This window comes from Ferrovibrio xuzhouensis (assembly GCF_042648965.1).
GTDB classification, from domain to species: domain Bacteria; phylum Pseudomonadota; class Alphaproteobacteria; order Ferrovibrionales; family Ferrovibrionaceae; genus Ferrovibrio; species Ferrovibrio xuzhouensis.
On record NZ_JBHRYJ010000004.1, the window covers coordinates 43,745 to 67,971 of the forward strand.

Sequence of the window (24,227 nt, forward strand, 5' to 3'; positions counted from 1 at the left end):
TGCCCGGTAGAGTATCTTTCAGAGTATCAGCAACCCGATCGAGGGAGGCATAAAGCGTATGGCATCGTTTTCGCGCACGCTGGAACAGACACTGCACCGGGCCCTGTCGCTCGCCGGTGCCAAGAAGCATGAATTCGCCACGCTCGAACACCTCCTGTTCGCCCTGACCGAAGATCAGGATGCGATTGCGGTGATGCGGGCGTGCAACGTCGATGTCGACAAGCTGCGCGAGCGCGTCGGTGCCTTCATCGACGAGGACCTGCGCGGCCTGGTGGTCAGCGTGGCGCAGGACGCCAAGCCGACCCTCAGCTTCCAGCGCGCCGTGCAGCGCGCGCTGTTCCATGTCCAGTCGTCGGGCCGCGAGGAAGTGACCGGCGCCAACGTGCTGGTGGCGATCTTCTCCGAGCGCGAGAGCCATGCCGTGCATTTCCTGCAGGAGCAGGACATGACCCGGCTGGATGCGGTCAGCTACATCAGCCATGGCGTCGCCAAGTCGCCGGGCCGCGGCGACCGCCGGCCGCTGCGCGGTGCCGACAGCGATGTCGAACAGCGCGCCGAACGCAGCGAGCGGACCGAGCGCGACCGCAATGCCGGCAAGGACAAGGAGGCGCTGAGCGCCTATTGCGTCAACCTCAACGAGAAGGCCAAGGCCGGCAAGATCGATGCCCTGATCGGCCGCGAGGCCGAGATCGAGCGCACCATCCAGATCCTGTGCCGGCGCACCAAGAACAACCCGCTCTATGTCGGCGATCCCGGCGTCGGCAAGACCGCCATCGCCGAGGGCCTGGCGCGCCGTATCGTGCGCGGCGAGGTGCCGGAGATCCTGAAGGAGTCGGTGATCTACGCGCTCGACATGGGCAGCCTGCTGGCCGGCACGCGCTATCGCGGCGATTTCGAGGAGCGCCTCAAGCAGGTGATGCAGGAGCTGGAGAGCCAGCCCGGCTCGATCCTGTTCATCGACGAGATGCACACCGTGATCGGCGCCGGCGCCACCTCGGGCGGCGCCATGGATGCGTCGAACCTGCTGAAGCCGGCACTCGCCTCGGGCGGCCTGCGCTGCATCGGCTCGACGACCTACAAGGAGTTCCGGTCCTACATCGAGAAGGACCGCGCGCTGCTGCGCCGCTTCCAGAAGATCGATGTCAGCGAGCCGTCGGTGTCCGACGCGGTGAAGATCCTCAAGGGCATCAAGGGCTATTACGAGGAACATCACGGCGTCCGCTATACCGAGGATGCGATCAAGGCCGCGGTCGAGCTGTCGTCGAAATACATCAACGACCGCAAGCTGCCGGACAAGGCGATCGACGTGATCGACGAGGTCGGTGCCGCCGAACTGCTGAAGCCGGAAAGCCGCCGCCGCAAGACCATCGGCGTCAAGGAGATCGAGGCCATCGTCGCCAAGATCGCCCGCATTCCGCCCAAGTCGGTGTCGCGCGAGGACAAGGAGTCCCTGCGCAACCTCGATGCCGAGCTGAAGCGCGTGGTCTATGGCCAGGACCAGGCCATCGACGCGCTGGCCAGTGCGATCAAGCTGGCTCGTGCCGGCCTGCGCGAACCGGAGAAGCCGATCGGCTGCTACCTGTTCTCGGGTCCGACCGGCGTCGGCAAGACCGAAGTGGCCCGCCAGCTCGCCACCATCATGGGTGTCGAGCTGATCCGCTTCGACATGTCGGAATACATGGAGCGGCACAGCGTGTCGCGGCTGATCGGCGCGCCGCCGGGCTATGTCGGCTTCGACCAGGGCGGCCTGCTGACCGATGCGGTCGACCAGCATCCGCATTGCGTGCTGCTGCTCGACGAGATCGAGAAGGCCCATGGCGACCTGTTCAACATCCTGCTGCAGGTGATGGACCACGGCAAGCTGACCGACAACAACGGCAAGAGCGTCGATTTCCGCAACGTCGTGCTGATCATGACCACCAATGCCGGCGCCTCGGAGATGAGCAAGCAGGCGATCGGTTTCGGCCGCGGCATGAAGGAAGGCGAGGACGAGGAAGCGATCAAGAAGCTGTTCACGCCGGAATTCCGCAACCGCCTCGACTCGGTGATCCCCTTCGCGGCGCTGCCGTCGGACGTGATCTATCGCGTGGTCGACAAGTTCGTCGCCCAGCTCGAAGGCCAGCTCGCCGACCGCAACGTGACGATCTCGCTGAGCGACGAGGCGCGCGCCTGGCTCGCCGAGCGCGGCTACGACAAGCTCTTCGGGGCCCGGCCGCTCGGCCGCGTGATCCAGGAGCACATCAAGAAGCCGCTGGCCGACGAACTGCTGTTCGGGCGCCTGGTCAAGGGCGGCCATGTGCTGGTGACGGTCGCCGACGGCAAGCTCGCCTTCGAGATCGAGGGCAGCGAAAAGGGCCGTTCGGAGAAGGGCGACAAAATCCCGGAATTCGCCAACTGAGGCTGCTCAGTTGACGGGCGGCCTCAGTTAGTTGGTCGCTTGGCGCAGGGCGTCTTCCCAGTAATGCTGTCTGGCCGGATCGGGCGGAATGCCCGGCCGGCCAGTCGCATAGAGGTCGGCCAGATCCTGCATGGCGGCGACATAGCCGCGGTTGGCCGCCCGCCTGAGCCAGCGCTGTCCCTCGCGGGCATCGCGGGCGAGGCCGTCGCCGGTGGCGTAGCGGGCCGCCAGCGCATAGGCCTCGGCGGCATCGCCCAGTTCGGCGGCCCGGCGGCCGGCATGCAGGGCGCGGGCATCATCCTTCATGAAGCGATAGCAGACGGCCAGCAGGGCCCAGGCGCGCACGTCCCTGGGGCGGGCGGCAACCACGCGCTCAAGTTCGTCGGTCGCCTTTGTGAATTCGTTGATCAGCGCGGCAAAGCCGGCGAAGCGGTAGCGATAGTCGGCGTCGCCGCCGGAGGCGTCGATGGCGGCATGCAGGCTCTGCAGCCCCTCGCCGTAGAAGCCGCTGGCGAAATAGGCCTCGCCGAGCAGGGCGTGCAGTTCCGGGTCATGCGGGCGGGTCTCCAGCGCTGTCTCGCAGGCGGCGGTCAGGCCGCGATGCGCCTCGCTGCGGCAGCGGGTCGTCCCGTCGTCGGTCGCGCCGGCCGCACGGGCGGCGCCGGCGGCCAGCAGGATGGCAGCCACCGCCATCACCGCGATGGCCGGCCGCGGCATCAGAGGCGGGCCCGGATATCGGCGGCCAGCCGCGCGATGGCATCGTGATCGCCGGGCGACAGGCTCCAGTTGAGCTTGGCATTGTCGCCGAGCCGGCGCGGCAGCACATGGACATGGTAATGCAGCACCGACTGGGCGGCGCCGGGACCGTTGGCCTGCACGATGTTGATGCCATCCGGTTTCACGGCATCCTCGACCGCGCCGGCGATGCGCCGGGCGGTGCGGGCCACCGCGGCGATGCTGTCGTCGTCGATCTCGTGGACATTGGCGGCATGGCGCTTGCTGAGAATCAGGGCATGGCCATGGTTGAACGGGTTGATGTCCATGATGGCGAAGCTGAGGTCGTCTTCGCACAGCTTGAAACTCGGCGCTTCGCCCTGGACGATCTTGCAGAAGATGCAGCCAGCATCATGCGTCATGGCCCGTTCTCTCCGCCTCCCTGTTTTTTACCAAGTCTAGTCCGGAGCCGGGCCGAAGGCTATCCGCTTTCCCCTAGGTCGCTAGCCTCCGGGTCGCCCGCCTCGGGGTCGCCGTGTTCGGGGTCCGGCCCGGTATGGCGGAACGGCGAATGCTGGTCGAGGGCTGCGATCACCCCGGACATGTAGTCGCGCTCGTGGTCCAGGTAGCGCGCGATGGCATCCTGGAAGCCGGGATCGGCCAGCCAGTGGGACGAATGGATGGGGGCGGGCAGGTAGCCGCGGGCCAGCTTGTGCTCGCCCTGGGCGCCGGCCTCGACGCGGGCCAAGCCGTGCCGGATCGCATAGTCGATCGCCTGGTAGTAGCAGCATTCGAAATGCAGGAAGGGATGATGCTCGATACAGCCCCAGTTGCGGCCGTACAGGCAGTCGTCGCCCAGCATGTTCCAGGCACCGGCGATCCACTGGCCGTCGCGACGGGCCATCACCAGCACGACGCGGTCGGCCATGGTCGCCTGCAGGCGGCGGAAGAAATCGCGGTTGAGATAGGGCCGGCCCCATTTGCGGCTGCCGGTGTCCATGTAGAATTCGAAGAAGGCGTCCCAGTGTTCGTCGGTCAGCGCATCGCCGCTGAGGCATGCGATCTCGATGCCGGCAGCAACGGCCTCGCGACGCTCCTTGCGGATCGCCTTGCGCTTGCGCGAAGCCAGTGCGGCGAGGAAGGCTTCGAAATCGGCATAGCCGTTGTTTTCCCAGTGGAACTGTTCGCCGAGCCGCAACAGCATCCCGCTTTCTTCCGCCCAGACGCTCTGTTCCTCGGTGAGGAAATTGACATGCAGCGACGACAGGCCATAGCGCTGCACCAGCTGGCGCGCGCCCTGCAGCAGGGCATCGGCGATGGTGGCGCCATCCTGGCCCGGCGCCACCAGGAAGCGCGGCCCGGTCACCGGCGAGAAGGGCACCGCCGACAGCAGTTTCGGGTAATACTGGCCGCCGGCGCGGGCATAGGCCTCGGCCCAGGCATGGTCGAAGATGTATTCGCCCTGGCTGTGGCCCTTGATGTAGAGCGGCATGGTGCCGAGGATATCGCCCTGCCGGGTCTCCGCCACCAGGTGGGTCGGCTGCCAGCCGCTGCGCGGGCTGACGCAGCCGGACTGCTCCAGGGCGTCGAGGAAGGCGTGGCTGACGAAGGGGTTTCCGGTCCCGGCGCAGCGGTCCCACTCGGCCGCCGGCAGCTCGGCGATGCGCGCCAGCGTGCGGATGGTGACAGTTTTGTCCTTGCCCGCCGGCCCGTTCATGCCGCGCCCATTCATGCCGCGGTCGACAGCTCCTCGAAGATCACATTGTCGGCATGGGCGGCCGCACGGGCGCGCTCGGCCGGCGTGCGCACCGTCCAGCTCAGCAGCGGCAGGCCGCGCCGCCGTGCCGCCGCGGTAATCTCCGACGGCAGGTCGCGCACGTCATAGGCAAGGAAATCCGGATCGCCGTAACCGTTCATCAGGGCCCGCTTCAACTGCATACGGGTGAACCAGTTAAGGCCCCTGGTCATATTGGCAAGGTCCGTCGCGATCTGGCCGCGCACGATTTCCGGCGCATGCTTCTGGAACCACTTCACGGTGCGCGGATTGAACGACTGCACCACGAAGGGACCCGGGTAATGCTGCAGCATGCGGGCGACGCTGGTTTCCAGCGGGCCGATCTCCTGGCCCTTGTCCTTCTTGATCTCGACCACCAGAGGCACATGGCCCTGCACCTGGTCGAGCAGGTCGCGGAAGCTGGGCACAGTCTCCGCGGTGCCGAGCAGTTTCTGCGCCTTCAGCTCGGCCAGCGTCATCCGCGCGACGATGCCGTCGCGGCCGCAGAGCCGGGTGAGGTCGGCATCATGGAAGACCACCACCTGGCCGTCGCCGGTGATCCGCACATCGGTTTCGATGGCGTAACCGGCCTCGATGGCCTTCTGGAAGGCGAGGCGGGAATTCTCCGGCACGCCCCTGGCGATGTCATGCAGCCCGCGATGGGCGACGGGGGTCTTGGTCAGCCATTTGGGAAGATCGGTGCGGCTCATGCTCTGGGCTCAATTGATCAGGAAAACGGCGTCGGCTTCGAAGGCGATGTTGAAAGGCAGGGACGGGGCCGTGGTGATGGCGCGGGCCGGCAGGTTGCCGGTGCCGAACAATGCACCGATCAGGTCGGTTGCGCCATCGGCCACCCGGTGGGCATCGGTATAATCCGGGCCGGCATTGACCAGCGCGAAGACCTTGACGCAGCGGACGATGCGGTCGAGATCGCCGCCGCAGGCCGTTTGCATGTGGGCCAGCAGGTTCAGCGCGGTCAGCCGCGCGGCGGCATAGCCGTCCGCGGTGCTGAGCGTACTGCCCACCTTGCCGGCATAGCGCACGTCCGGGCCCCAGGTCGGGCCGACACCGGCGACATGCACGAGGCCGCCGGTCGTGACATAACCGACATAAGTGCCGGCCGGCGGATGCTGCGGCGGCAGCGTCAGTCCGAGCTGTTCCAGCCGCGTCGCGACTGTGCCGGCCATAAGCGGGCTCAGGCGATCTCGAAGATGGCGTCGACCTCGACGGCGACACCGCGCGGCAGCGACACGGCGCCGACGGCAAAACGGGCGTGCTTGCCGGCATCGCCGAACACCTCGACCATCAGGTCGGAGGCGCCGTTGACCACCTGCGGATGGTCGATGAAGTCGCCGGTGCAGTTGACGAAGCCGCCGAGCTTCACGCAGCGCTTCACACGGTCGAGGCTGCCGCCGAGCGCGGCGCGCGCCTGGCTGATGATGTTCAGGCCACAGAGCCGGGCGGCCTGCTTGCCGGTCTCGACATCGGTGCCGGCACCCAGCTTGCCGAGGAAACGGACCTCGCCGTTGAAGACCGGGATCTGGCCGGCGATGTAGAGCATGTTGCCGGCGATCACGAACGGCACGTAATTGGCGGCCGGCGCGGCCGGGGTCGGCAGCTCGATGTTCAGCGCGGCGAGGCGGGCATCATGGCTCATGGTCGGCTCCTTGAATACGGCACGGGAATACGGCACGGGATCGGCACAGGTCGTGCCGCCGGTTCTAGCCCGGAACGCCGCCCCTCAGCAATGAGTGGGGGAGCAATGAGTGAGGGCCGGGACGAGCCTGCCGCCGGGCCTATTCGCCCTGCCGGGCCCGTTTGCGCCGGTACATGGCGCGGTCGCTGAGGCGCAGCAGGGCGGCCTGGTCGGTCTTGCCGTCATAGGCGGCGAGGCCATAGCTGATGCTGACCGGGATCAGGGCGTCACCAAATCGCAGGGGCTGACGCTCGATGCGGCTGGCGAGTGCGGAGACCCGCGGCTCGGCCTGGTCGAGCGTCGCGCCGGGCAGCACCAGGGCGAATTCGTCGCCATGCAGCCGGGCGACGAAATCCGAGGCCCGCGGCGCCGTCCGCAGATGCTGCGCGACATGACAGAGCGCGGCATCGCCGGCGGCATGGCCGTGGCGGTCGTTGATCATCTTGAAGCGGTCGAGGTCGAGAAAGGCGAGCGTGCCGCCATGGCCGTCGCGGCCGGCGACCGCCAGTTCGCGCGCCATCACGGCATCGAAGGCACGGCGGTTGGGCAGGCCGGTCAGATCGTCGCTGCCCGACAGCTGCTCCAGCTCGGCAATGCGGTCCGCCTGTTCGGCGAGGCGCTGCTCGCTTTCGGCGGCGGCGGTCAGGATCTGCTCGACCAGCTGGCGCTTGCGCGGGTCCGGGTCCCGCCGCAGGGCGAGGCGCAGGCGCAGCACCAGGCTGGCGAAACCGTCGCTGGCTGCGGCCGTTTCGTCGACAGGCTGGGGCCAGGCGGAAGTCTGGCCGTCATTGGCAGGCATCGCGTAGGTCATGGCGAAACCGTCAGGTTGGACACATCCCAGACAAAGCAAGCCATATGCCAGAAGAAATTGCCGGAAAACAGCCTTTTACAATATTGCAGCCCGGCAGTTTTTGCCGCTGCCGGGCAGGGCCGGCTCAGCCCGCGATGGCATTCGGCGCCGGCCGGCCAGCCAGCACGGCATCGATGTTGTCCAGCGCCATGAAGCCCATGCGGTCGCGCGTCTCGACCGTGGCGCTGCCCAGATGCGGCAGCAGATAGGCATTGGGCAGGTCGAGATAGGCCGGATCGAGGTTGGGTTCGCCGGCGAAGACGTCGAGTCCGGCGGCGCGCAGCTTGCCGGATTTCAGCGCCGCGATCAGCGCGGCATCGTCGATCATCTCGCCGCGCGCGGTGTTCACCACGATGGCGCCATCGGGCAGTCGGGCAATCCGCCTGGCATCGAGCAGCCGGCGGGTTTCGGCGGTCGCGGGCGCATTGATCGACAGGATGTCGCTGACCGCCAGCAGGCCGTCGAGATCGGCATGGTAAATGGCGCCCTGCTCGTCGGCCGGCTGCAGGCGGCTGCGGTTGTGATAGTGGATGGTCATGCCGAAGCCGCGGGCGCGGCGTGCCACCGCCTGGCCGATCCGCCCCATGCCGAAGATGCCCAGCCGCTTGCCGGCAAGGTCGATGCCCAGCAGCATCATGGTGTCCCAGCCTTTCCAGTCGCCGCGACGGACCATGCTCTGGGCCTCCCAGCCGCGGCGGGCAGCGCCCAGCATCAGCAGCAGGGCGATATCGGCGGTCGCCTCGGTCATGGTGCCGGGCGCATTGGCCGTGACGATGCCGCGGGCCCGACAGGCGGCGATGTCGATATGCTCGTAGCCGACCGAGAAGGTGGCGATCACCTTCAGCCGGTCCGGCAGCCGGGCGACCAGCGGCGCCGTGATCTTTTCCGTCGAGCAGACCAGCATGGCATCGGCCCCGTCGGCCCCGGCCGCCAGTTCGTTGGCCGTATAGACGCGGTCGTCGGGGTTCAGCCGGGCGTCATAGTCGCGCAGCAGGCGGGCTTCCACCGCTGGGGGCATGCGGCGGGTGACGAACAGGACGGGTTTTGCCATGGCGGAACTCCTGCATATTTTCGTTGCCGGGCGGCGGGCGTGTTTTCTTCTTTTCCGGCCAAGGCTATCCTGTAGCAAGCATTTTCCGGTTTCTCGAGGTCTCCCCTTGGCGATTTTGCGTCTGTTGCTGTTCGTGGCCCTGTTGTGCGGCGCGACCATTCCGTCCCGTCCGGCCGCCGCCGGCAGCACGCCCGATCTCGACAGCATCGCCAACCAGCTGGTGTCGCATCGCGCGCTCTACACCATCTCGGTGGCGCGGCTCGATCCGCGCAATTACCGCAGCGGCATCATCGGCGGTCTCAGCCTCGAATTCGTCAATGCCTGCGACGGCTTTGTGCTGAACCAGCGCTTCGTGATCCAGACCGATACCGAGGACGGCACCACGCTGAACGACATGGTGCTGAACTCGTGGGAAGCCCGCGACGGTCAGAGCTTTCGCTTCAAGCTGAAGGACGAGGTCAACGGCGACGTCGACCAGGAACTGAACGGCGAGGCCGTGCTGTCGGGTCCGCATCGCGGTGGCGTGGTGCGCTTCACCCGGCCCGATGATACCGAGCTGCAGTTGCCTGCCGGCATCCTGTTTCCCACCGAACACACCATCCGCCTGCTGCGGCTTGCCGAAAGCGGCCAGCACTGGCTGCAGGCCGCGATCTATGACGGGTCTTCGGCGGACGGCTATGCCGATGTCGGCGGCTTCATCGGCGTGACCCTGCCGCCGGAAACCGCCAAGCGCAATGTGCTGGTGGCGCTGAAAGGCCTGCGCTCCTGGCGCGTGCGGCTCGGCTATTTCCCGACCGAGCAACAGCAGGACACGCCGGATTACGAGATCGCCTACCGCCTGTACGAGAACGGCGTCGCCGACGACATCGTGTTCGATTACGGCGACTATGCGATCCGCGCCACGCTGGCCCGGCTCGAGGTCAAGCCGCGCGATCGCTGCTGAAGAAAATTCAGACCGTCGCCGGCGTGCCCGGCGGCCACAGCCAGGCGGCACCGCGCACGCCCGAACTGTCGCCATGGCGGTTCTTTACCAGCGGCGTCGTCACCACATCGGAAAACACGAAGGCGCCCCACAGGCGCGGCACGTTCACATAGAGCCGCCCGAGATTCGACAGGCCGCCGCCGAGGATCACGACATCGGGATCGAGCAGGTTGAGGATGGCGGCAAGGCCGCGCGCCAGCCGGTGTTCGTAACGCTGCATGGCGGCCTCGGCCGCCGCATCGCCGCCCGCTGCGGCTTCGGCGATGGCCGGTCCGTCGAGATCGCGGCCGGTGGCGCTGCGGAAATCGAGCGCCAGCCCGGTGCCAGAAAAGAACGTCTCCTGGCAGCCATGCCGGCCGCAATAGCACAATGGCCCGGGCAGCTCGTTCGGCTGCGGCCAGGGCAGCGGGTTATGGCCCCATTCGCCGGCGATGGCATTGGGGCCGGTCAGCGGGCTGCCGGCGACGACGATGCCGGCGCCGCAGCCGGTGCCGAGGATGGCGCCGAACACCACGCGATGGCTGCTGCCGGCGCCGTCGCTGGCTTCCGACAGCGCGAAGCAGTTGGCGTCGTTGGCCAGCCGCACCTGGCGGCCGGTGGCGGCAGCGAGATCGCGGTCGAGCGGATGGCCGATCAGCCAGGTCGAGTTGGCATTCTTGATCAGGCCGGTGGCGGGCGAGATGGTGCCGGGAATGCCGACGCCGACCGGCCCGATAGCGCCGGCCTCGGCCGCGATGGCGGTGACGAGATCGCGGATCGCTGCCACGGTGGCGGCATAATCGCCGCGCGGCGCCGGCACGCGGCGGCGGGCGCGGATGCTGCCGTCGTCGGCCAGGCCGATGGCTTCGATCTTGGTGCCGCCGAGGTCGACGCCGATCCGCATCACTCAGGAATCCTGCAACATGGCCGCAATATGATTGTGGATTTCCTCCCACGATTCCATCCGATGATGGCAGTCGGGCGCCGGACCGAGCAAGGCGGCCAGGCGGGGATCGGCGACAAAATGCAGGCGCCGCGTGGTGGGCGCAAGCTGGGCGACCGAGGCGTGATTATGCGGAATGTCGTCGATGAAGACCGCCGGGGCATCGACCCGCTGCCGCAGGCTGGCCACCGCCGGCCCCTTCGGCCCCGTATTGGCGATCAGCGGATAGGCCATGCCGTGGCGGGCCAGGGCGCGCGCGCGCGCGGCCCGGGCCGGCAGCGGCAGATTGCTCAGCACCACAATCTGGGCGTGCCGGCTGAGTTCCGCCAGCGCCGCCGCGGCGCCATCGACCGGCGCCAGGCTCTCGGTCGCCTCGGCAAAGAAGCCCTGCAGCAGGGGATGCAGCTCTTCGGCGGCGACCGGGCTGTCGTCGTCACGGCGGCGGATGTTGCCGTAGAGGGCATAGGAGCGCCAGTCGAAGTACAGCCCCCGCCCGGTCAGGAAGCCCTCCAGCCCGCGCATGAAGTAGAACAGCACCTCGTCGGCATCGGCGATCAGCAGCGGCTGGCCCGGGCGGAGATCGAGTTCTGCCAGCTGGGCGGCAACCGGTGCGGGAAGGGCGGACGGATCTGGTGCGGCGGACATGGGCTCGGGGCGGATTGTCACTGTCAAACGGCTTGGCCGGGCTGGACGGGGATGCTACAAAATACTGTATAAGCTGGGAAAAGATGGCGCAGGCAGGACGATAGACTATCCGGGGAAGGCAGCCTATGAGCAAGACCGTTTTGATTGTTGAGGATAATGAACTCAACATGAAGTTGTTCCACGACCTGCTTGATGCGCACGGTTACCAGACCCTGCAGACCAAGGACGGCATGGAAGCCCTGGCCATGGTGCGACAGCACCGGCCGGACCTGATCCTGATGGACATCCAGCTCCCCGAGGTGTCGGGCCTGGAAGTGATCAAGTGGATCAAGGAAGACGATAACCTGCGTTCGATCCCGGTGGTGGCGGTGACCGCCTTCGCCATGAAGGGCGACGAGGAGAAAATGCGCGAGGGCGGCTGTGACGCCTATATCGCCAAGCCCATTTCGGTCGGGAAGTTCATCGAAACGGTGAAGCAGTTCCTGGAACCCGTAGCCTAAAGTCTTCCTGCGATGACCGCGCGCATTCTGGTCGTCGACGATATCCGCACCAACATCAAGGTGCTGGAAGCCAAGCTGACGAGTGAATATTACGAGGTGATCACCGCGGGCAGCGGGCCGGAGGCGCTCGATGCCGCCCACGGCCAGAAGCCCGACCTGATCCTGCTCGACGTGATGATGCCGGGCATGGACGGCTTCGAGGTCTGCCGCCGGCTGAAGGCCGACCCGGATACCGCCTATATCCCGGTGATCATGGTCACCGCGCTCGGCGATCCGGAGGACCGCGTGCAGGGGCTCAGCGCCGGCGCCGACGATTTCCTCACCAAGCCGGTCGACGACATCGCGATGTTCGCCCGCGTGCGGTCGCTGCTGCGCGTCAAGCTGATGCTCGACGAGCTGCGCATGCGCGAGCGCACCTCCGCCTCGCTCGGCGTGATCTCGCCGCCGGTGCCCGGCCTCGACGAGGATTATTCCGATGCCAGCATCCTGCTGGTCGAGGACAATCCGCGCGACCAGCTGCGGCTGCAGCGCATGATCGAGGGCCAGTTCCGCATCGAGATCATTGCCGATGGCGCCGAGGCGCTCGGCCGCGCGCGGCAGAAGGAATACGATTCCGTGGTGGTCAGCCTCGGCCTGCAGACTCCCGATGGCCTGCGGCTGTGTTCACAGTTTCGCACCACCGAGGAAACCCGCAATGTGCCGATCCTGCTGCTGGTCGGGCCCGACGACCAGAAACAGCTGGTGAAGGGCCTCGAGATCGGCGTCACCGACTACGTGGTGCGGCCGATCGACCGCAACGAGTTCATCGCCCGGCTGCGCGCCCAGGTGCGCCGCAAGCGCTATCAGGACCGGCTGCGCGACCATTACCAGCAGAGCATGGAAATGGCGGTGACCGATCCGCTGACCAGCCTGTACAACCGCCGCTACATGGCATCGCATCTGTCGACCCTGCTCAGCCAGAGCGCCAGCCAGCATGGCACGGCGGTGCTGATCATGGATCTCGACCATTTCAAGCGGATCAACGACACCCACGGCCATCCGGTGGGCGACGAGGTGCTGCGCGAGATCGGCAACCGCATCGTGCGCAACATCCGCGGCATCGACATGGCCTGCCGCTATGGCGGCGAGGAATTCGTGGTGCTGATGCCCGATACCGATATCGACTCAGCCGAAGTGGTGGCGAGCCGCCTGCTGCATGCCATCGGCGACAAGCCGGTGACGGTGAAGGCGGCGGTCGGCGAACTGTTGGTAACCTGCTCGATCGGCTGCACCTCGTCGTCGGACAAGGATACTGCCGACACCCTGCTCAGGCGGGCCGACAAGGCGCTCTACGAGGCCAAGAGCGACGGTCGCAACCGGATCGTCTACCGGCGCAGCGACGAGAGCGGCGCATAACGAAAAACCCCGCCCGGGTGACCCTGGCGGGGTTTGGTCTGTCAGGCGGCGCCGGTGATGTGCGGCGCGCCGGAACCCTTACTTGATCTTGGTTTCCTTGAATTCGACGTGCTTGCGCACGACCGGATCATACTTCTTGAGCGACATCTTTTCGGTCTTGGTCCGCGGGTTCTTCTTGGTGACATAGAAGAAGCCGGTATCGGCGGTGCTCAGCAGCTTGATCTTCAGGGTTGTCGGCTTGGCCATGACACTGATTCCACGGGTTCGTACGGTAGGGATTGGCGGCGCAGCATAGGGATTCGCACCGCGATGTCAACCAATTAGGGCCGTCAGGGGTTTGCCCAGCGGATCAGGGGCTTACCGGACCGGTAGCGCCAGAAGGGCAGGCGGTCCGGCACCAGGTCCGGCCCGAGTCCGGCCAGCAGGTCGAGGATGAACTCGGTGATGTCGGCCAGCGGCAGGGCCCGGGCGGCCGGCAGTGGCCGGAAGGCGAGGTCGAGCAGTTCGCCCGAGCCGCCGAGCTCAAACGGCAGGCCGGTGACGTCGCGGGCGAAAAACCGGGCATGGAAGCGGACCGGGCTGTCGGCCGGGGTGATCGCCCGGCAGAGATAGGTGAGACCGGACAGGTCCGGCTGCAGCCGGCCGGCCGCGATGCGGCCGAGCGCAATGCCGGTCTCCTCCCAGGTCTCGCGCACCGCTGCCACTGCCAGGGCCGTGGCGGTCGCCGGTTCACATCCAAGGTGAGATTTAGTGTAATTTCTGTTATATCTTAAATTGTTGAGCGGTGTTTCTGACCTGTCGGGCGAATCAAGACGCCCGCCCGGGAAGGCATAGAGATTCGGCAGGAAGCGGTGGCCGCCGGCCCGCCGGCCCATCAGCACCTCGGTGCCATCCGCGCCCCGGCGCAGCAGGATCAGGCTGGCGGCATCCTGCGGCCGGACAGGGTGTGGCCTGACGGGGCGTGGCCGGACGGGGCGCCCGGTCACTCCCATGCGAGCTGGCGCCGGCCGTGACGCATGAAATGGAACGGCACCTGCCGGGCCGGATCGTCCAGTGCACCGGGCTCCAGCCAGGCGGCCAGGTGGGCCAGCACATACTGGGTGATGCCGGGCAGCAGCAGGCCGCCGGTGTCCTCCGGGGCGATCCAGTCGAGCTTGTCGAGTTCGGCGGACGGGCGGACCGTGCCGCTGGCGGCCTCGGCCGGGGCGGCGAAGAAGCGGGCATCGAAGCGACGCGGCCGGCCCGGTGGGGTGATCGCCCGGCAGATATAGAGCAGCGCGCCCGGGTCGGGGGCATGGCTGCCGGCGCAGAAGTCGGTCCAGGCCGGCGAGGGCGGGGTGATCGCCCCATGGGCCGGCGCGGCGAGCCGCAGGCCGCTTTCCTCGAAGGTCTCGCGGATCGCCGCCAGCGCCAGCGCGGTCGCCTTGCGCGGGCCGGTCTTCCTGCTGCGGCCGAGCCGGGCGAGGCTGATCGGCGATAATGGCTGCGCCGGCCGCATGCGGTAATCGGCCGGATCGAGCCGGCCGCCGGGAAACACGAAACGGTTGGGCATGAAGGCGCTGGCGCCATGGCGTTCGCCCATCAGCACCTCGAGGCCGCCGCCGCTGCGCCGGCGATACAGGATCAGCGTCGCCGCATCGCGGATCGGCTGCGCGGCCGTCGGTCGTACGGTCTGGGCCGCAGCTCCGTCGCCGTCGGGCATCGCCTCAGTCGTCGGGATGGCCGCCGAAGCCGTGCATGCGCTTGGCCCATTGCAGGCCGATCAGCGTGCCCTTGATGCGCGGCAGCAGGGTCAGCGACAGGATCAGGGTGAGCGGCAGCCACAGCACCATATGCACCCATTCGGCCGGGTGGAATTCCTGTTCCAGCACCAGCATCAGCGGCACGATGATATGGCCGACGATCAGGATGGTGAAATAGGGCGGCGCGTCGTCGGCGCGGTGCATCGACAGCTGCAGCCCGCATGCGGGGCAGTTGTCGTTGACCTTCAGGTAACTGCGGAACATGCGGCCGTGGCCGCATTGCGGACAGCGGCCACGCCAGCCGCGCCGCATCGCCTCGCCGAGCGGGCGTTCTTCCTCGAGCAGGGTTCCGAACTGCAGCGGCATGTCACAGCCAGCCTTTCCGCTTGAACCACCAGTAGGGCAGTATGGCGGAAAGTACCATCAGCACCAGCGCAAACGGATAGCCCCAGGTCCAGTCGAGTTCGGGCAGAACCTTGAAGTTCATGCCGTAGATGCTGGCGATCAGGGTCGGCGGCAGGAACACGGTGGCGGCCACCGAAAAGATCTTGATGATCTTGGTCTGCTGGATGTTGATCAGGCCGAGCGTGGCATCGAGCAGGAAGTTGCCCTTGTGGGCGAGGAAGGCGGCCTGTTCGTTCAGCGACTGCACGTCGCGCGACAGGGTCTTCAGCCAGGTGCGGCTTTCCTTGGTGCCACGCTGCTCGGCCATGGTCAGGTTGAGGAAGGCGATCAGGCGGGTCAGCGACACCAGGCTGTCGCGGATGCGCGAGGTCAGATCTTCGATGCGGCCGAGCTTGCGGACGGCGTCTTCCAGGTCGGCCTCGTCAGCCGGGTCATATTCGCCCTTCTGGCCATAGCCGAAGATGCCGCGCGACACGCCGTCGAGATCCTTGCCGGCATTCTCGATGACGTCGGCGGCGCGGTCGATCACGGAATCGAGCAGGCCGCACAGCATGGCATCGGCATTGGCGCGCAGGCCGGGCTGGCGCTGGGCGCGGGCGACGAACTGGCGGAACGACAGCGGATCGGCATAGCGCAGGGTGACCAGCGCGCGCGGCGTGCGCATGAAGGTCACCGCCGTGGTCTGCGGCAGCGGCGTTTCGGCATGGTAGAGCACGTTGGCGGTCATGTAGCTGACATCGCCCTCGCGATAGAGCCGGCTGGAGGTCTCGATCTCCTGCATCTCCTCGCGGGTCGGCATCTCGAGCTCGAGCATGCCCTCGATGGCCTTTTCCTCTTCCGGCGTCGGTTCCAGCAGGTCGAGCCAGATCGCGCCCTCGGGCAGGGTGTTGCCCGGTGCGAGGGGAATCCGTTGCAGCTCGTTGCCTTGCGGCAGGTAGGCGTGGATCATGACGGCCTTCCCTGGTTCCGGCTTTGCGTGAAAACAGCGATGCGGCGCCCTTTTAGCTCCGTTTCCGGGGATATGGAAGCCTGCGTCGCCGGATGCGGCGTTTTGGCCCGAGATTGCCACGCGTCCCGATATGAGGGGGCGTGTGACGGGTCGGTGACCGGGCTGTCAGGGGGTAACCGGGCTCGGTGCCGGCAGCGCCATATGGTTGGCCTGCATCAGGCTGCGCAGCCGGTCGGGGTAATCCGTGATCAGGCCATCGACCTGCATGGCGATCAGGGCTGCCATGTCGTCGGGGTCATCCACCGTCCAGGGGATCACCGTGAGGCCGAGGCCATGGGCGGCGGCGACCAAATCCGGTGTCACATTGCGCCAGAACGGCGACCAGACCTGGCCGCCGGCGGCCTTCACCAGCGCCGGGGTGGAGGGGAAGTCGTCGGCATCCAGTCCGCCGAGCCACGGGCTGGCATCGGGCCGGCCGCGCTGGATCGTGTCGAACGACGTGCCTTCGATGGTCAGGTGCACGCGGGGCAGGGCGGGCGCGATGCGCGCGGCCTCGGTCAGGGTGCGCCAGTCGAAGGACTGGATGGTCGCGCGCTGCATCATGCCGCCGTCGCGGATCGCCTTGACCAGCGCCGCCGTGATCTGCGTCGGCGGCGCGCTTTCGTCGGGCTTCAGTGGATTGATCTTGGTCTCGATGTTGAAGCGCACGGCGGTATTGCCGCTTTTGCGCACCAGCGCGAAGACCTGGTCGAGGGTCGGCAGGCGGGTGCCGTCGTCCGGCTTCTGGTCGGGGAAATTGCGGGCGTAGCGGCTCGCCGGATCGAGCCGGCCGACATCGTAGTGCAGCAGATCGGCGAGCGGCGTGTGCCAGATCACCGGGCCGGGGGCGGCGATCCATGTGCCGTCGGGTTTGCGCGCCAGATGCGGCTGCAGCACTGGATCATGGCTGACCACCAGGTGGCCGTCGCTGCTGAGATTGACGTCGAGTTCCAGCGTGCTGACACCGAGGGTCAGTGCGGTGGCGAAGGCGGGCAGGGTGTTTTCCGGCGCCAAGCCGCGGGCCCCGCGATGGCCCTCAAGGTCGAAAGCATGGGCGGCCGGGCTGACCAGCAGCGCGGCAAGGACGGCACAGACCGGCAGCCGGGTCATTTTTTCTTCCGGCTGCGGTGTTTGCTCCAGGGCGCGCGGTTGCCGGGCTTTTTCGGCGCACCGTCGCCTGCTGCCGGGCGCGGCCCGGAGCGCTGCGGCGTGCGGCCGGAGCGGCCGCCGCCGAGGCTGTGGCCCTCGCGGTCCAGCATTTCGAACCGCAGGCCGCCGGTCACCGGAGTCGCCTCGGCCAGCCGCACCATCACGCTGTCGCCGAGCCGGAAGCGCTTGTTGGTGCGCCGGCCGACCAGCATGCGCCTGGCTTCGTCATGGGCATAGAAGTCGTCGCCGAGGCTGGAGATCGGCACGAAGCCATCGGCGCCGGTCTCGGCCAGTTCGATGAACAGGCCGAAGCGGGTGACGCCCGAGATGCGCCCGGCGAAATCGGCGCCGACATGCTCGGACATGAAGGCGGCGACGAAGCGGTCCATGGCATCGCGTTCGGCCTGCATCGAGCGCCGCTCGGTCAGCGAAATATGTTCCGCGATATGCTCGAACTGCTCGTCTTCGTCCGGCGGCAGGCCGTCATCGCCAAGCTTGAGGCCGCGGATCAGGGCGCGATGCACCATCACGTCGGCATAGCGGCGGATCGGCGAGGTGAAATGCCCATAGCGCGACAGGTTGAGGCCGAAATGCCCCTTGTTGTCCGGCGTGTAATAGGCCTGCATCTGGCTGCGCAGCACCACCTCGTTGATCAGGCGCTCGTTCTCGCTGCCGCGTGCCTTCTCGAGGATGCTGTTGAAATGCATCGGCCGCAGGCCCTGGCTCTTGGCCAGCCGGTAATCCAGCGTGTCGAGGAACTTGCGCAGGGCGTCGATCTTCTCGTCGGACGGCGGCTCGTGCACGCGGTACATGCAGGGCTGGCGGTGCTTTTCCAGTTCCTCGGCGGCGGCGACATTGGCGGTGATCATGAAGTCCTCGATCACCTGGTGGCTCAGCATATGCTCGCGTGGCCGGATCGCCGCGATATGGCCGTCCTTGCCCATGACGACGCGGCGTTCGGGCGCGGTGATTGCCAGCGGCTGGCGGGCGGCGCGCGCCTCGTTCAGCGCCGCATGGCAGGCATAGAGCGGCCGCAGGACGGTTTCGAGGAAGGGTTCCGAGGCTTCGTCCGGGTTGCCGTCGATCGCCTGCTGTACCTGGCCGTAGCTCAGGCCCGCCGCGCAGCGCATCAGGCCGCGCACGAACTGGTGGCGCCGTTTGTTGCCCTTGGCATCGAACCACAGATGCACGGCCATGCAGGCACGGTCCTTGCCCTCGACCAGCGAGCAGAGATCGGCCGACAGCGCCTCGGGCAGCATGGGGACGACACGGTCGGGGAAATAGGTCGAGTTGCCGCGCACCCGCGCATCGTGGTCGAGGGCGCTGCCCGGTGTGACGTAATGGGCGACATCGGCGATGGCGACGATGGCATGCCAGCCGCCCTTGTTGGCGGGATCGTCGTCGGGCTCGGCGAACACCGCGTCGTCATGGTCGCGGGCGTCTTCCGGGTCGATGGTGATCAGCGGGATCTTGCGCAGGTCCTCGCGGCCGCGCACCGTCACCGGCTTGGCCTTTTCGGCCTGCCGGATCGCTTCGTCGGAGAATTTGGTCGGGATGCCGAAGCTGAAGATCGGGATCAGGCTCAGCGCCTTCGGATCGGTGGCGCTGCCGATCACCTCGGTGACACGGGCCGGGCGCAGGCCGTAGCGGCGGCCGGGCAGGGGCTGCGCCACCACGAACTGGCCGGTGGCGGCGCCGCCGTAATCCTCCGGCGCGATGACGTATTCGTGGCGCACCTTCTTGTCGGTCGGTTGCAGCCGGGCGTTGCCATCGGCATCGATGGTGAACAGGCCGAGCACCGGCTGTTCGTCCTGCTCCAGCCGCTTCATCACCCGGCCGGTATAGCGGTTGCGGCCGGCGCGGGTCAGGCGAGCCAGCACGCGGTCGCCGATGCCGACATCGGCCATCTCGCGGCGGCGCGCCTTGCCGCCCATCTCGAAGACAATCTTCGGCGCGTCGCCGTCGCCGGTCCATTCGACCGGGCGGCCGACCAGGTCGCCGTCGCGGTCGAGCCGGATCAGGTCGACCAGCGTCACTTCCGGCAGTTCGCCCTTCGGCGCCATGCGCTTGCCGTGGCCCTGGCTGATCTCGCCCTCGGTCTTGAGTTCGCGCAGCAGTTTTTTCAGCGCCAGCCGGTCATCGGGACCGATGTTGAAGGCGCGCGCGATCTCGCGCTTGCCGACCTTGCCCGGATTCTCGGCAACGTATTTCAGGATGTCCTGTCTGGACGGAAGGGCGGCCGCGACCTTCTTCTTCGCCACCGGCTAGGCCGCTGCGTCTGTCTTGGCCGCCTTCTTCGCGGCAGCCGGCTTCCTGGCCGCAACCTTCTTCTTCGGCGCGGCCTTCTTCGCCTTGGGCTTGGCTTCGGCCTTGGGTTTGGCCTCGGCTTTTGCCGCCTTTGGCGCCGCGGCCTTCTTGGCCCCGGATGCCTTCTTGGGCGCGGCCTTCTTCCTGCCGCCCTTGCCGGACTTGGCCCGGCTGGCGATCGCCTCGACGGCCTGTTCCAAGGTCACGTCGTCGGTCTCGATGCCGCGCGGCAGCGGCGCATTGGTGGCGCCATGCTTGAGGTAGGGGCCGTAGCGGCCGTCGATCACATTGACCGGCTCGCCGTCGTCGGGATGCTTGCCGACCTCGCGCAGGATGGTGAGCTGGGCGCCCTTGCGCGGACCCTTGCGGCGGGCATCGGCGGCGGCGATCAGCTCGACCGCGTGATTGATGCCGACCTCCAGCGCCTCCATGGCGTCTTTCAGCTTGGTATAGGCGCCGTCATGCAGCAGGTAGGGCCCGAAGCGGCCGAGCCCGGCGACGATCTCCTTGCCGGTGCTGGGATGCAGGCCGACCACGCGCGGCAGCGCCAGCAGCTTGAGCGCCATTTCGAGCGTGACGTCTTCCAGCGTGACGCCCTTGGGCAGTGAGGCGCGCTTCGGCTTGGTCTTCGCCTTGCCTTCGCCCTCGGCCTCGCCGAGCTGCACATAGGGGCCGAAGGGGCCCTGGCGCAGGGTGATCATCTGGCCGGTGGCCGGATCGGCGCCGAGCTCCTGCGGGCCGGAGATGGCGATATCGCCATGGCCGTTGCCGCCGGCCGAGAGCGGCCGGGTGTAGCTGCAGCCGGGATAATCCGAGCAGCCGATGAAGGCGCCGGTGCGGCCCGCCTTGATGGCGAGCGATCCCTTGTTGCAGGCCGGGCAGAGCCGCGGGTCCCTGCCGTCCTCGCGGGGCGGAAAGAAATGCTGGTCGAGCAGCTTGTTGATGGCGTCCAGCACGTCGCCGCGCCGGCCCATCTTCTCGTCGATGCGGGTGACGGCATCCTTCACCGACAGCGCAGTATCGCTGTGGTCGTCGGCATGCAGGCTGAAATCCTGCCAGAAGTCGGCCAGCACCTGCTTCCATTCCAGCTTGTGCTCGGCGATCTCGTCGAGTTTCTCTTCCAGACCCGCCGTGAAGTCATAGGCGAAATACTGTTCGAAGAAGCAGACCAGGAAGGCATAGGCGAGCCAGCCGGCGTCTTCCGGCAGGAACCGTTTGCTGTCCATGGTGACGTAGTTGCGCGCCCGCAGCACTTCGAGGATGGCGGCATAGGTCGACGGCCGGCCGATGCCGAGCTCTTCCAGCTTGCGCACCAGGCTGGCTTCCGAATAGCGCGGCGGCGGTTCGGTGAAATGCTGTTCCGGCGTGATCTTGTCGCGGTCGAGCGGATCGCCGGTCTTCAGCTTGGGCAGCCGGTTGTCGGCTTCCTCGTCGCCGGTCTTGTCGTCGATGCCTTCCTCGTAGAGCTTGAGGAAGCCCGGCGAGAGGATGACGGTGCCGCTGGCGCGGAACATGCCGGTGCGAGCCGGGTCGGCAATGTCGATGGTGGTGCGCTCGAGTTCGGCGGATTCCATCTGGCTCGCCATGGCGCGCACCCAGATCAGCTCGTAGAGCTTGAGCTGCACGTCGTCGAGATGGCGGGCCAGCGACTTCGGCCGGCGGCGGAAATCGGTCGGGCGGATCGCCTCATGGGCTTCCTGGGCGCTTTTCTGCTTGGTCTTGTAGACGCGCCAGCTTTCCGGCACGGCGTCGCGGCCGAAATCCTCGGCGATCACGTCGCGGGCGCTGCGGATCGCCTCGTCGGCCATGCTGACGCCATCGGTACGCATATAGGAGATCAGGCCGGTGGTCTCGCCGCCGAGATTGATGCCTTCATACAGGCGCTGGGCGATCTGCATGGTCATCTGCGCCGAGAAACCGAGCTTGCGCGCGGCTTCCTGCTGCAGGGTCGAGGTGGTGAACGGCGGCGCCGGATGGCGCTTGGCCGGCTTGATCGACACGTCGGTGACGGCGTAAGCCAAATCCTGCAGCTTCGTCACCGCGGCCTTCGCCGCCGCTTCGGTGTTGATGTCGAACTTGTCGAGCTTGCTGCCGCCCAGCTCGAACAGCCGGGCGCTAACCTTCTGGCCGGCCTTGTTCAGGAACTCGGCGGCGATGGTCCAGTATTCGCGGGCCCGGAAGGCCTCGATCTCGGTCTCGCGCTCGCAGATCAGCCGCAAAGCCACCGACTGCACGCGGCCGGCCGATTTGGCGGACGGCAGCTTGCGCCACAGCACCGGCGACAGGGTGAAGCCGACCAGGTAATCCAGCGCGCGGCGCGCCTGCTGGGCATTCACCAGATCCATGTCGATGTCGCGCGGATGCGCCATGGCGTCGAGCACGGCGGTCTTGGTGATCTCGTTGAACACCACCCGCCTGACCGTCTTGTCCTTGACCAGCTTGCGCTTGTTCAGCGCCTCCAGCACATGCCAGGAAATCGCCTCGCCCTCGCGGTCGGGGTCGGTGGCGAGGATCAGGGTGTCGGCGCCCTTGAGTGCCCCGGCGATGTCGGCGATGGATTTCGATCCGCGCCCGGACATTTCGTAATGCATCTCGAAATCCTTGTCCGGCTCGACCGAACCGTCCTTGGCCGGCAGGTCGCGGACATGGCCGAACGAGGCCAGGACCGTATGGCCGGGACCGAGGTATTTCTCGATGGTCTTCGCCTTCGCCGGGCTCTCGACGACTACGACTTTCATAAGGTGCTGTTTTCCAACAATAAATTTCACAAAACACGGCGACGGCGAGACCGGCGCAGCTTCCGGAACATGGGCGATGCCCGGGAGCTTGTCAAATCGTCGCTTCTGGAGGGCGCCATAACATATTGGAAAATAACGATTTACTGTCGGGACGCCGACAGGCTGCTGTCAGACTCGGCCGCCATGCTGGCGCCGGCCCGGATTGCCGCCGGCTGCTGCCGGCTGTATGGCAGCCTGTGACAGGACGGGAGTCCGGTGCAAACCACGGTGACCGGGTACAGGACGACATGAGGATATTGCTGGTCGAGGATCAGGCCGCGCTGCGCGAGCCGATGGCCGCCGGCCTGCGCAAGGTCGGTTTCGCGGTCGACGCCGCCGCGTCGCTGGCCGAGGCCGACGAGCTGCTGGCGGTCGGCGCCATCGACCTGATGATCCTCGATCTTGGCCTGCCGGACGGTGACGGCCGTGTCTATCTGGCGCGCCTGCGCCGGGCCGGCCGGCGGTTTCCGGTCCTCGTCGTCACCGCCCGCGGCGGCCTCGACGACCGCGTCGGCAGCCTGGACGATGGCGCCGACGACTATCTGGTGAAACCCTTCGAGATGGCGGAACTGGCGGCGCGTTGCCGCGCCCTGCTGCGGCGCCCCGGCGGATCGCTCGGCGTCGTGCTGACCTGCGGTCCGCTGACCCTCGACAGCGTGAACAGCCAGGCGACCCTGCTGGGCGAGACCCTGCCGCTGACGCGCCGGGAATTCGACCTGCTGACCCTGCTGCTGCGGCGCAGCGGCCAGGTCGTCAGCCGCGAGATGATCGTTTCGGCGCTGTATGAAATGGGCGAGGAGGCGACGCCCAATGCCATCGAGGTGATCGTCTCCCGCCTGCGCAAGCGGCTGGCCGCCGCGCCGACGCTGGAAATCCACACGCTGCGCGGCATCGGCTACCTGCTGCGGGAACGGCCGGCGGCATGAAGCCCCGCTCGCTCGCCCTGCAGCTGAGCCTGCGGCTGCTGCTGGCGGCGGTGCTTGTCGGCGTGGCCGAGACCCTGTTCATCGTCTGGCGCTATTTCGGCCTCGACGTCTTCACCGATGCCGGCTGGACCCGGATCGTGGAAGAGGTCGGCGAACATGTCGCCCGGCCGGTGGTGCCGATGATCCTGGTCACCGGCATCGTCGCGATCCTGGTGGCGCGCCGGGCCGTACGCCCGCTCGGCCGCATTGCGGCTCTGGCGCGGCAGATCGACTGGCATCGCGGCGGCCAGCGGCTGCCTGAGGAAGGCCTGCCGGCGGAAGCCGCCGAGCTGGTCACCGCAGTCAACACCGCGCTCGGCCGGCTCGACCGGGTGCTGGCGGAACTGCGGCATTTCACCGCCGATGTCGCCCATGACCTGCGCACGCCGCTGGCCGCCATGACGCTGGATCTCGATGGCGTGCCCGAGCCGGTGCACGGGCGGCTGGCGGCGCAGATCGCCGCCATGGCCGGCCGCGTCGAACAGCTGCTGGCGCTGGCCCAGGTGGAGGCGGCCGCCGTATCGCTCGACCAGGCGGTCGACCTGGTGGCTGTCGCGCGCGAGACCATCACCCGCCTGGTGCCGCTGGCGCTCGAGAGCGATCATCTGCTCGGGCTTGAGATCGAGGCGCCGCAGCCGGCGCGCGGCCATCCCGGCGCGGTGGCGATGATCCTGCAGAACCTGATCGACAATGCGATCCGGCATACGCCGGCCGGCACCCCGATCGACGTGCAGGTCGGGCCGGGGCCGGTGCTGACGGTGACCGATCACGGCCCGGGCATTCCGTCGGCGATCCGCGCCGCGCTGGCGGAACGCTTCACGCCGGGCGCCGGGCAGGGGGCGGGGACCGGCCTCGGCCTGTCGGTGGTGGCGCGCACGGTGGCGGCGCTGGACGGTGAGCTGGATATTGCCGAGGGGCAGCCCGCCGGCACCGTGGTGACGGTGCGGCTGCAGCCCGCTAGCTGAAC

At 67.5% G+C, this 24,227-nt stretch carries 24 protein-coding genes; 6 read left to right on the plus strand and 18 right to left on the minus strand.

The genetic code is table 11. The features are described from left to right. Window positions 1–58 precede the first annotated feature (58 nt). The gene (clpA, locus tag ACFOOQ_RS16710) at window positions 59–2,398 is read left to right on the plus strand and encodes an ATP-dependent Clp protease ATP-binding subunit ClpA (RefSeq protein ID WP_379728745.1); all 2,340 of its coding nucleotides are present in this window, start codon (window positions 59–61) and stop codon (window positions 2,396–2,398) included. Window positions 2,399–2,425: 27 nt separating this feature from the next. On the opposite strand, the gene ACFOOQ_RS16715 is transcribed toward clpA, so the two are convergent. From ACFOOQ_RS16715 to ACFOOQ_RS16750, 8 genes are all read right to left on the minus strand, one after another. Then, entirely contained in the window at window positions 2,426–3,115 is a 690-nt protein-coding gene (locus ACFOOQ_RS16715) for a tetratricopeptide repeat protein (protein WP_379728746.1), read from the minus strand. After that, window positions 3,115–3,534, minus strand: a complete 420-nt coding sequence (locus tag ACFOOQ_RS16720) for an HIT family protein (RefSeq protein ID WP_379728747.1) — start codon at window positions 3,532–3,534, stop codon at window positions 3,115–3,117. The genes ACFOOQ_RS16715 and ACFOOQ_RS16720 overlap by 1 nt, the downstream gene beginning before the upstream one ends. Window positions 3,535–3,593: 59 nt before the next feature. Then, window positions 3,594–4,844 (minus strand): GNAT family N-acetyltransferase, encoded by a 1,251-nt coding sequence (locus ACFOOQ_RS16725; protein WP_379728748.1) that lies wholly within the window; start codon window positions 4,842–4,844, stop codon window positions 3,594–3,596. Next, window positions 4,841–5,596, minus strand: coding sequence for a glycerophosphodiester phosphodiesterase family protein (locus ACFOOQ_RS16730; RefSeq protein ID WP_379728749.1), 756 nt, complete (start codon window positions 5,594–5,596; stop codon window positions 4,841–4,843). Before ACFOOQ_RS16730 ends, ACFOOQ_RS16725 begins: the two co-directional genes overlap by 4 nt. Before the next feature lie 9 nt (window positions 5,597–5,605). After that, window positions 5,606–6,073 carry a RidA family protein gene (locus tag ACFOOQ_RS16735; protein WP_379728750.1) on the minus strand — a complete coding sequence of 156 codons (468 nt, stop codon included), beginning with the start codon at window positions 6,071–6,073 and terminating at the stop codon, window positions 5,606–5,608. A gap of 8 nt (window positions 6,074–6,081) precedes the next feature. Further along, entirely contained in the window at window positions 6,082–6,543 is a 462-nt protein-coding gene (locus tag ACFOOQ_RS16740) for a RidA family protein (RefSeq protein ID WP_379728751.1), read from the minus strand. A gap of 139 nt (window positions 6,544–6,682) precedes the next feature. Continuing rightward, a complete protein-coding gene (locus ACFOOQ_RS16745; RefSeq protein WP_379728752.1) occupies window positions 6,683–7,393 on the minus strand; it encodes a GGDEF domain-containing protein in 711 nt (236 codons plus the stop codon). A gap of 124 nt (window positions 7,394–7,517) precedes the next feature. Then, entirely contained in the window at window positions 7,518–8,483 is a 966-nt protein-coding gene (locus ACFOOQ_RS16750; RefSeq protein ID WP_379728753.1) for a 2-hydroxyacid dehydrogenase, read from the minus strand. 106 nt (window positions 8,484–8,589) lie between these two features. On the opposite strand from ACFOOQ_RS16750, the gene ACFOOQ_RS16755 reads away from it, so the two are divergent. Then, on the plus strand, window positions 8,590–9,426 hold the full coding sequence (locus ACFOOQ_RS16755) for an EipB family protein (protein ID WP_379728754.1): 837 nt from the start codon (window positions 8,590–8,592) through the stop codon (window positions 9,424–9,426). A gap of 7 nt (window positions 9,427–9,433) precedes the next feature. Here ACFOOQ_RS16755 and ACFOOQ_RS16760 read toward each other — a convergent pair whose 3' ends face one another. Next, window positions 9,434–10,348 carry an ROK family protein gene (locus tag ACFOOQ_RS16760; RefSeq protein ID WP_379729143.1) on the minus strand — a complete coding sequence of 305 codons (915 nt, stop codon included), beginning with the start codon at window positions 10,346–10,348 and terminating at the stop codon, window positions 9,434–9,436. Window positions 10,349–10,351: 3 nt separating this feature from the next. After that, entirely contained in the window at window positions 10,352–11,032 is a 681-nt protein-coding gene (locus ACFOOQ_RS16765; protein ID WP_379728755.1) for a hypothetical protein, read from the minus strand. 125 nt (window positions 11,033–11,157) lie between these two features. On the opposite strand from ACFOOQ_RS16765, the gene ACFOOQ_RS16770 reads away from it, so the two are divergent. Together ACFOOQ_RS16770 and ACFOOQ_RS16775 are read left to right on the plus strand one after the other, a co-directional pair. Beyond that, a complete protein-coding gene (locus ACFOOQ_RS16770; protein ID WP_341702999.1) occupies window positions 11,158–11,532 on the plus strand; it encodes a response regulator in 375 nt (124 codons plus the stop codon). A 12-nt stretch (window positions 11,533–11,544) separates the two neighbouring features. Then, the gene (locus tag ACFOOQ_RS16775) at window positions 11,545–12,927 is read left to right on the plus strand and encodes a PleD family two-component system response regulator (protein ID WP_379728756.1); all 1,383 of its coding nucleotides are present in this window, start codon (window positions 11,545–11,547) and stop codon (window positions 12,925–12,927) included. A 78-nt stretch (window positions 12,928–13,005) separates the two neighbouring features. On the opposite strand, the gene rpmG is transcribed toward ACFOOQ_RS16775, so the two are convergent. The 8 genes from rpmG to topA form a co-directional block, all read right to left on the minus strand. Beyond that, entirely contained in the window at window positions 13,006–13,173 is a 168-nt protein-coding gene (rpmG, locus tag ACFOOQ_RS16780; RefSeq protein ID WP_379728757.1) for a 50S ribosomal protein L33, read from the minus strand. An 83-nt stretch (window positions 13,174–13,256) separates the two neighbouring features. After that, window positions 13,257–13,622 carry a hypothetical protein gene (locus ACFOOQ_RS16785; protein WP_379728758.1) on the minus strand — a complete coding sequence of 122 codons (366 nt, stop codon included), beginning with the start codon at window positions 13,620–13,622 and terminating at the stop codon, window positions 13,257–13,259. A gap of 287 nt (window positions 13,623–13,909) precedes the next feature. Continuing rightward, window positions 13,910–14,629 (minus strand): NUDIX hydrolase, encoded by a 720-nt coding sequence (locus ACFOOQ_RS16790; RefSeq protein WP_379728759.1) that lies wholly within the window; start codon window positions 14,627–14,629, stop codon window positions 13,910–13,912. 4 nt (window positions 14,630–14,633) lie between these two features. Continuing rightward, complete coding sequence (locus ACFOOQ_RS16795; protein ID WP_379728760.1) at window positions 14,634–15,035, minus strand: DUF983 domain-containing protein; 402 nt, start codon at window positions 15,033–15,035, stop codon at window positions 14,634–14,636. A gap of 1 nt (window position 15,036) precedes the next feature. After that, complete coding sequence (locus tag ACFOOQ_RS16800; protein WP_379728761.1) at window positions 15,037–16,023, minus strand: magnesium transporter CorA family protein; 987 nt, start codon at window positions 16,021–16,023, stop codon at window positions 15,037–15,039. Between the two features lie 165 nt (window positions 16,024–16,188). Further along, entirely contained in the window at window positions 16,189–17,172 is a 984-nt protein-coding gene (locus ACFOOQ_RS16805; protein WP_379728762.1) for a glycerophosphodiester phosphodiesterase, read from the minus strand. Further along, window positions 17,169–19,472, minus strand: coding sequence for a ribonuclease R (gene rnr / locus ACFOOQ_RS16810; protein ID WP_379728763.1), 2,304 nt, complete (start codon window positions 19,470–19,472; stop codon window positions 17,169–17,171). Before rnr ends, ACFOOQ_RS16805 begins: the two co-directional genes overlap by 4 nt. 3 nt (window positions 19,473–19,475) lie before the next feature. Continuing rightward, a complete protein-coding gene (gene topA / locus ACFOOQ_RS16815) occupies window positions 19,476–22,256 on the minus strand; it encodes a type I DNA topoisomerase (protein ID WP_379728764.1) in 2,781 nt (926 codons plus the stop codon). 287 nt (window positions 22,257–22,543) lie between these two features. On the opposite strand from topA, the gene ACFOOQ_RS16820 reads away from it, so the two are divergent. Together ACFOOQ_RS16820 and ACFOOQ_RS16825 are read left to right on the plus strand one after the other, a co-directional pair. Beyond that, window positions 22,544–23,221 (plus strand): response regulator, encoded by a 678-nt coding sequence (locus tag ACFOOQ_RS16820; RefSeq protein WP_379728765.1) that lies wholly within the window; start codon window positions 22,544–22,546, stop codon window positions 23,219–23,221. Next, window positions 23,218–24,225 (plus strand): sensor histidine kinase, encoded by a 1,008-nt coding sequence (locus ACFOOQ_RS16825; protein WP_379728766.1) that lies wholly within the window; start codon window positions 23,218–23,220, stop codon window positions 24,223–24,225. The genes ACFOOQ_RS16820 and ACFOOQ_RS16825 overlap by 4 nt, the downstream gene beginning before the upstream one ends. The last annotated feature ends 2 nt before the right edge of the window (window positions 24,226–24,227 follow it).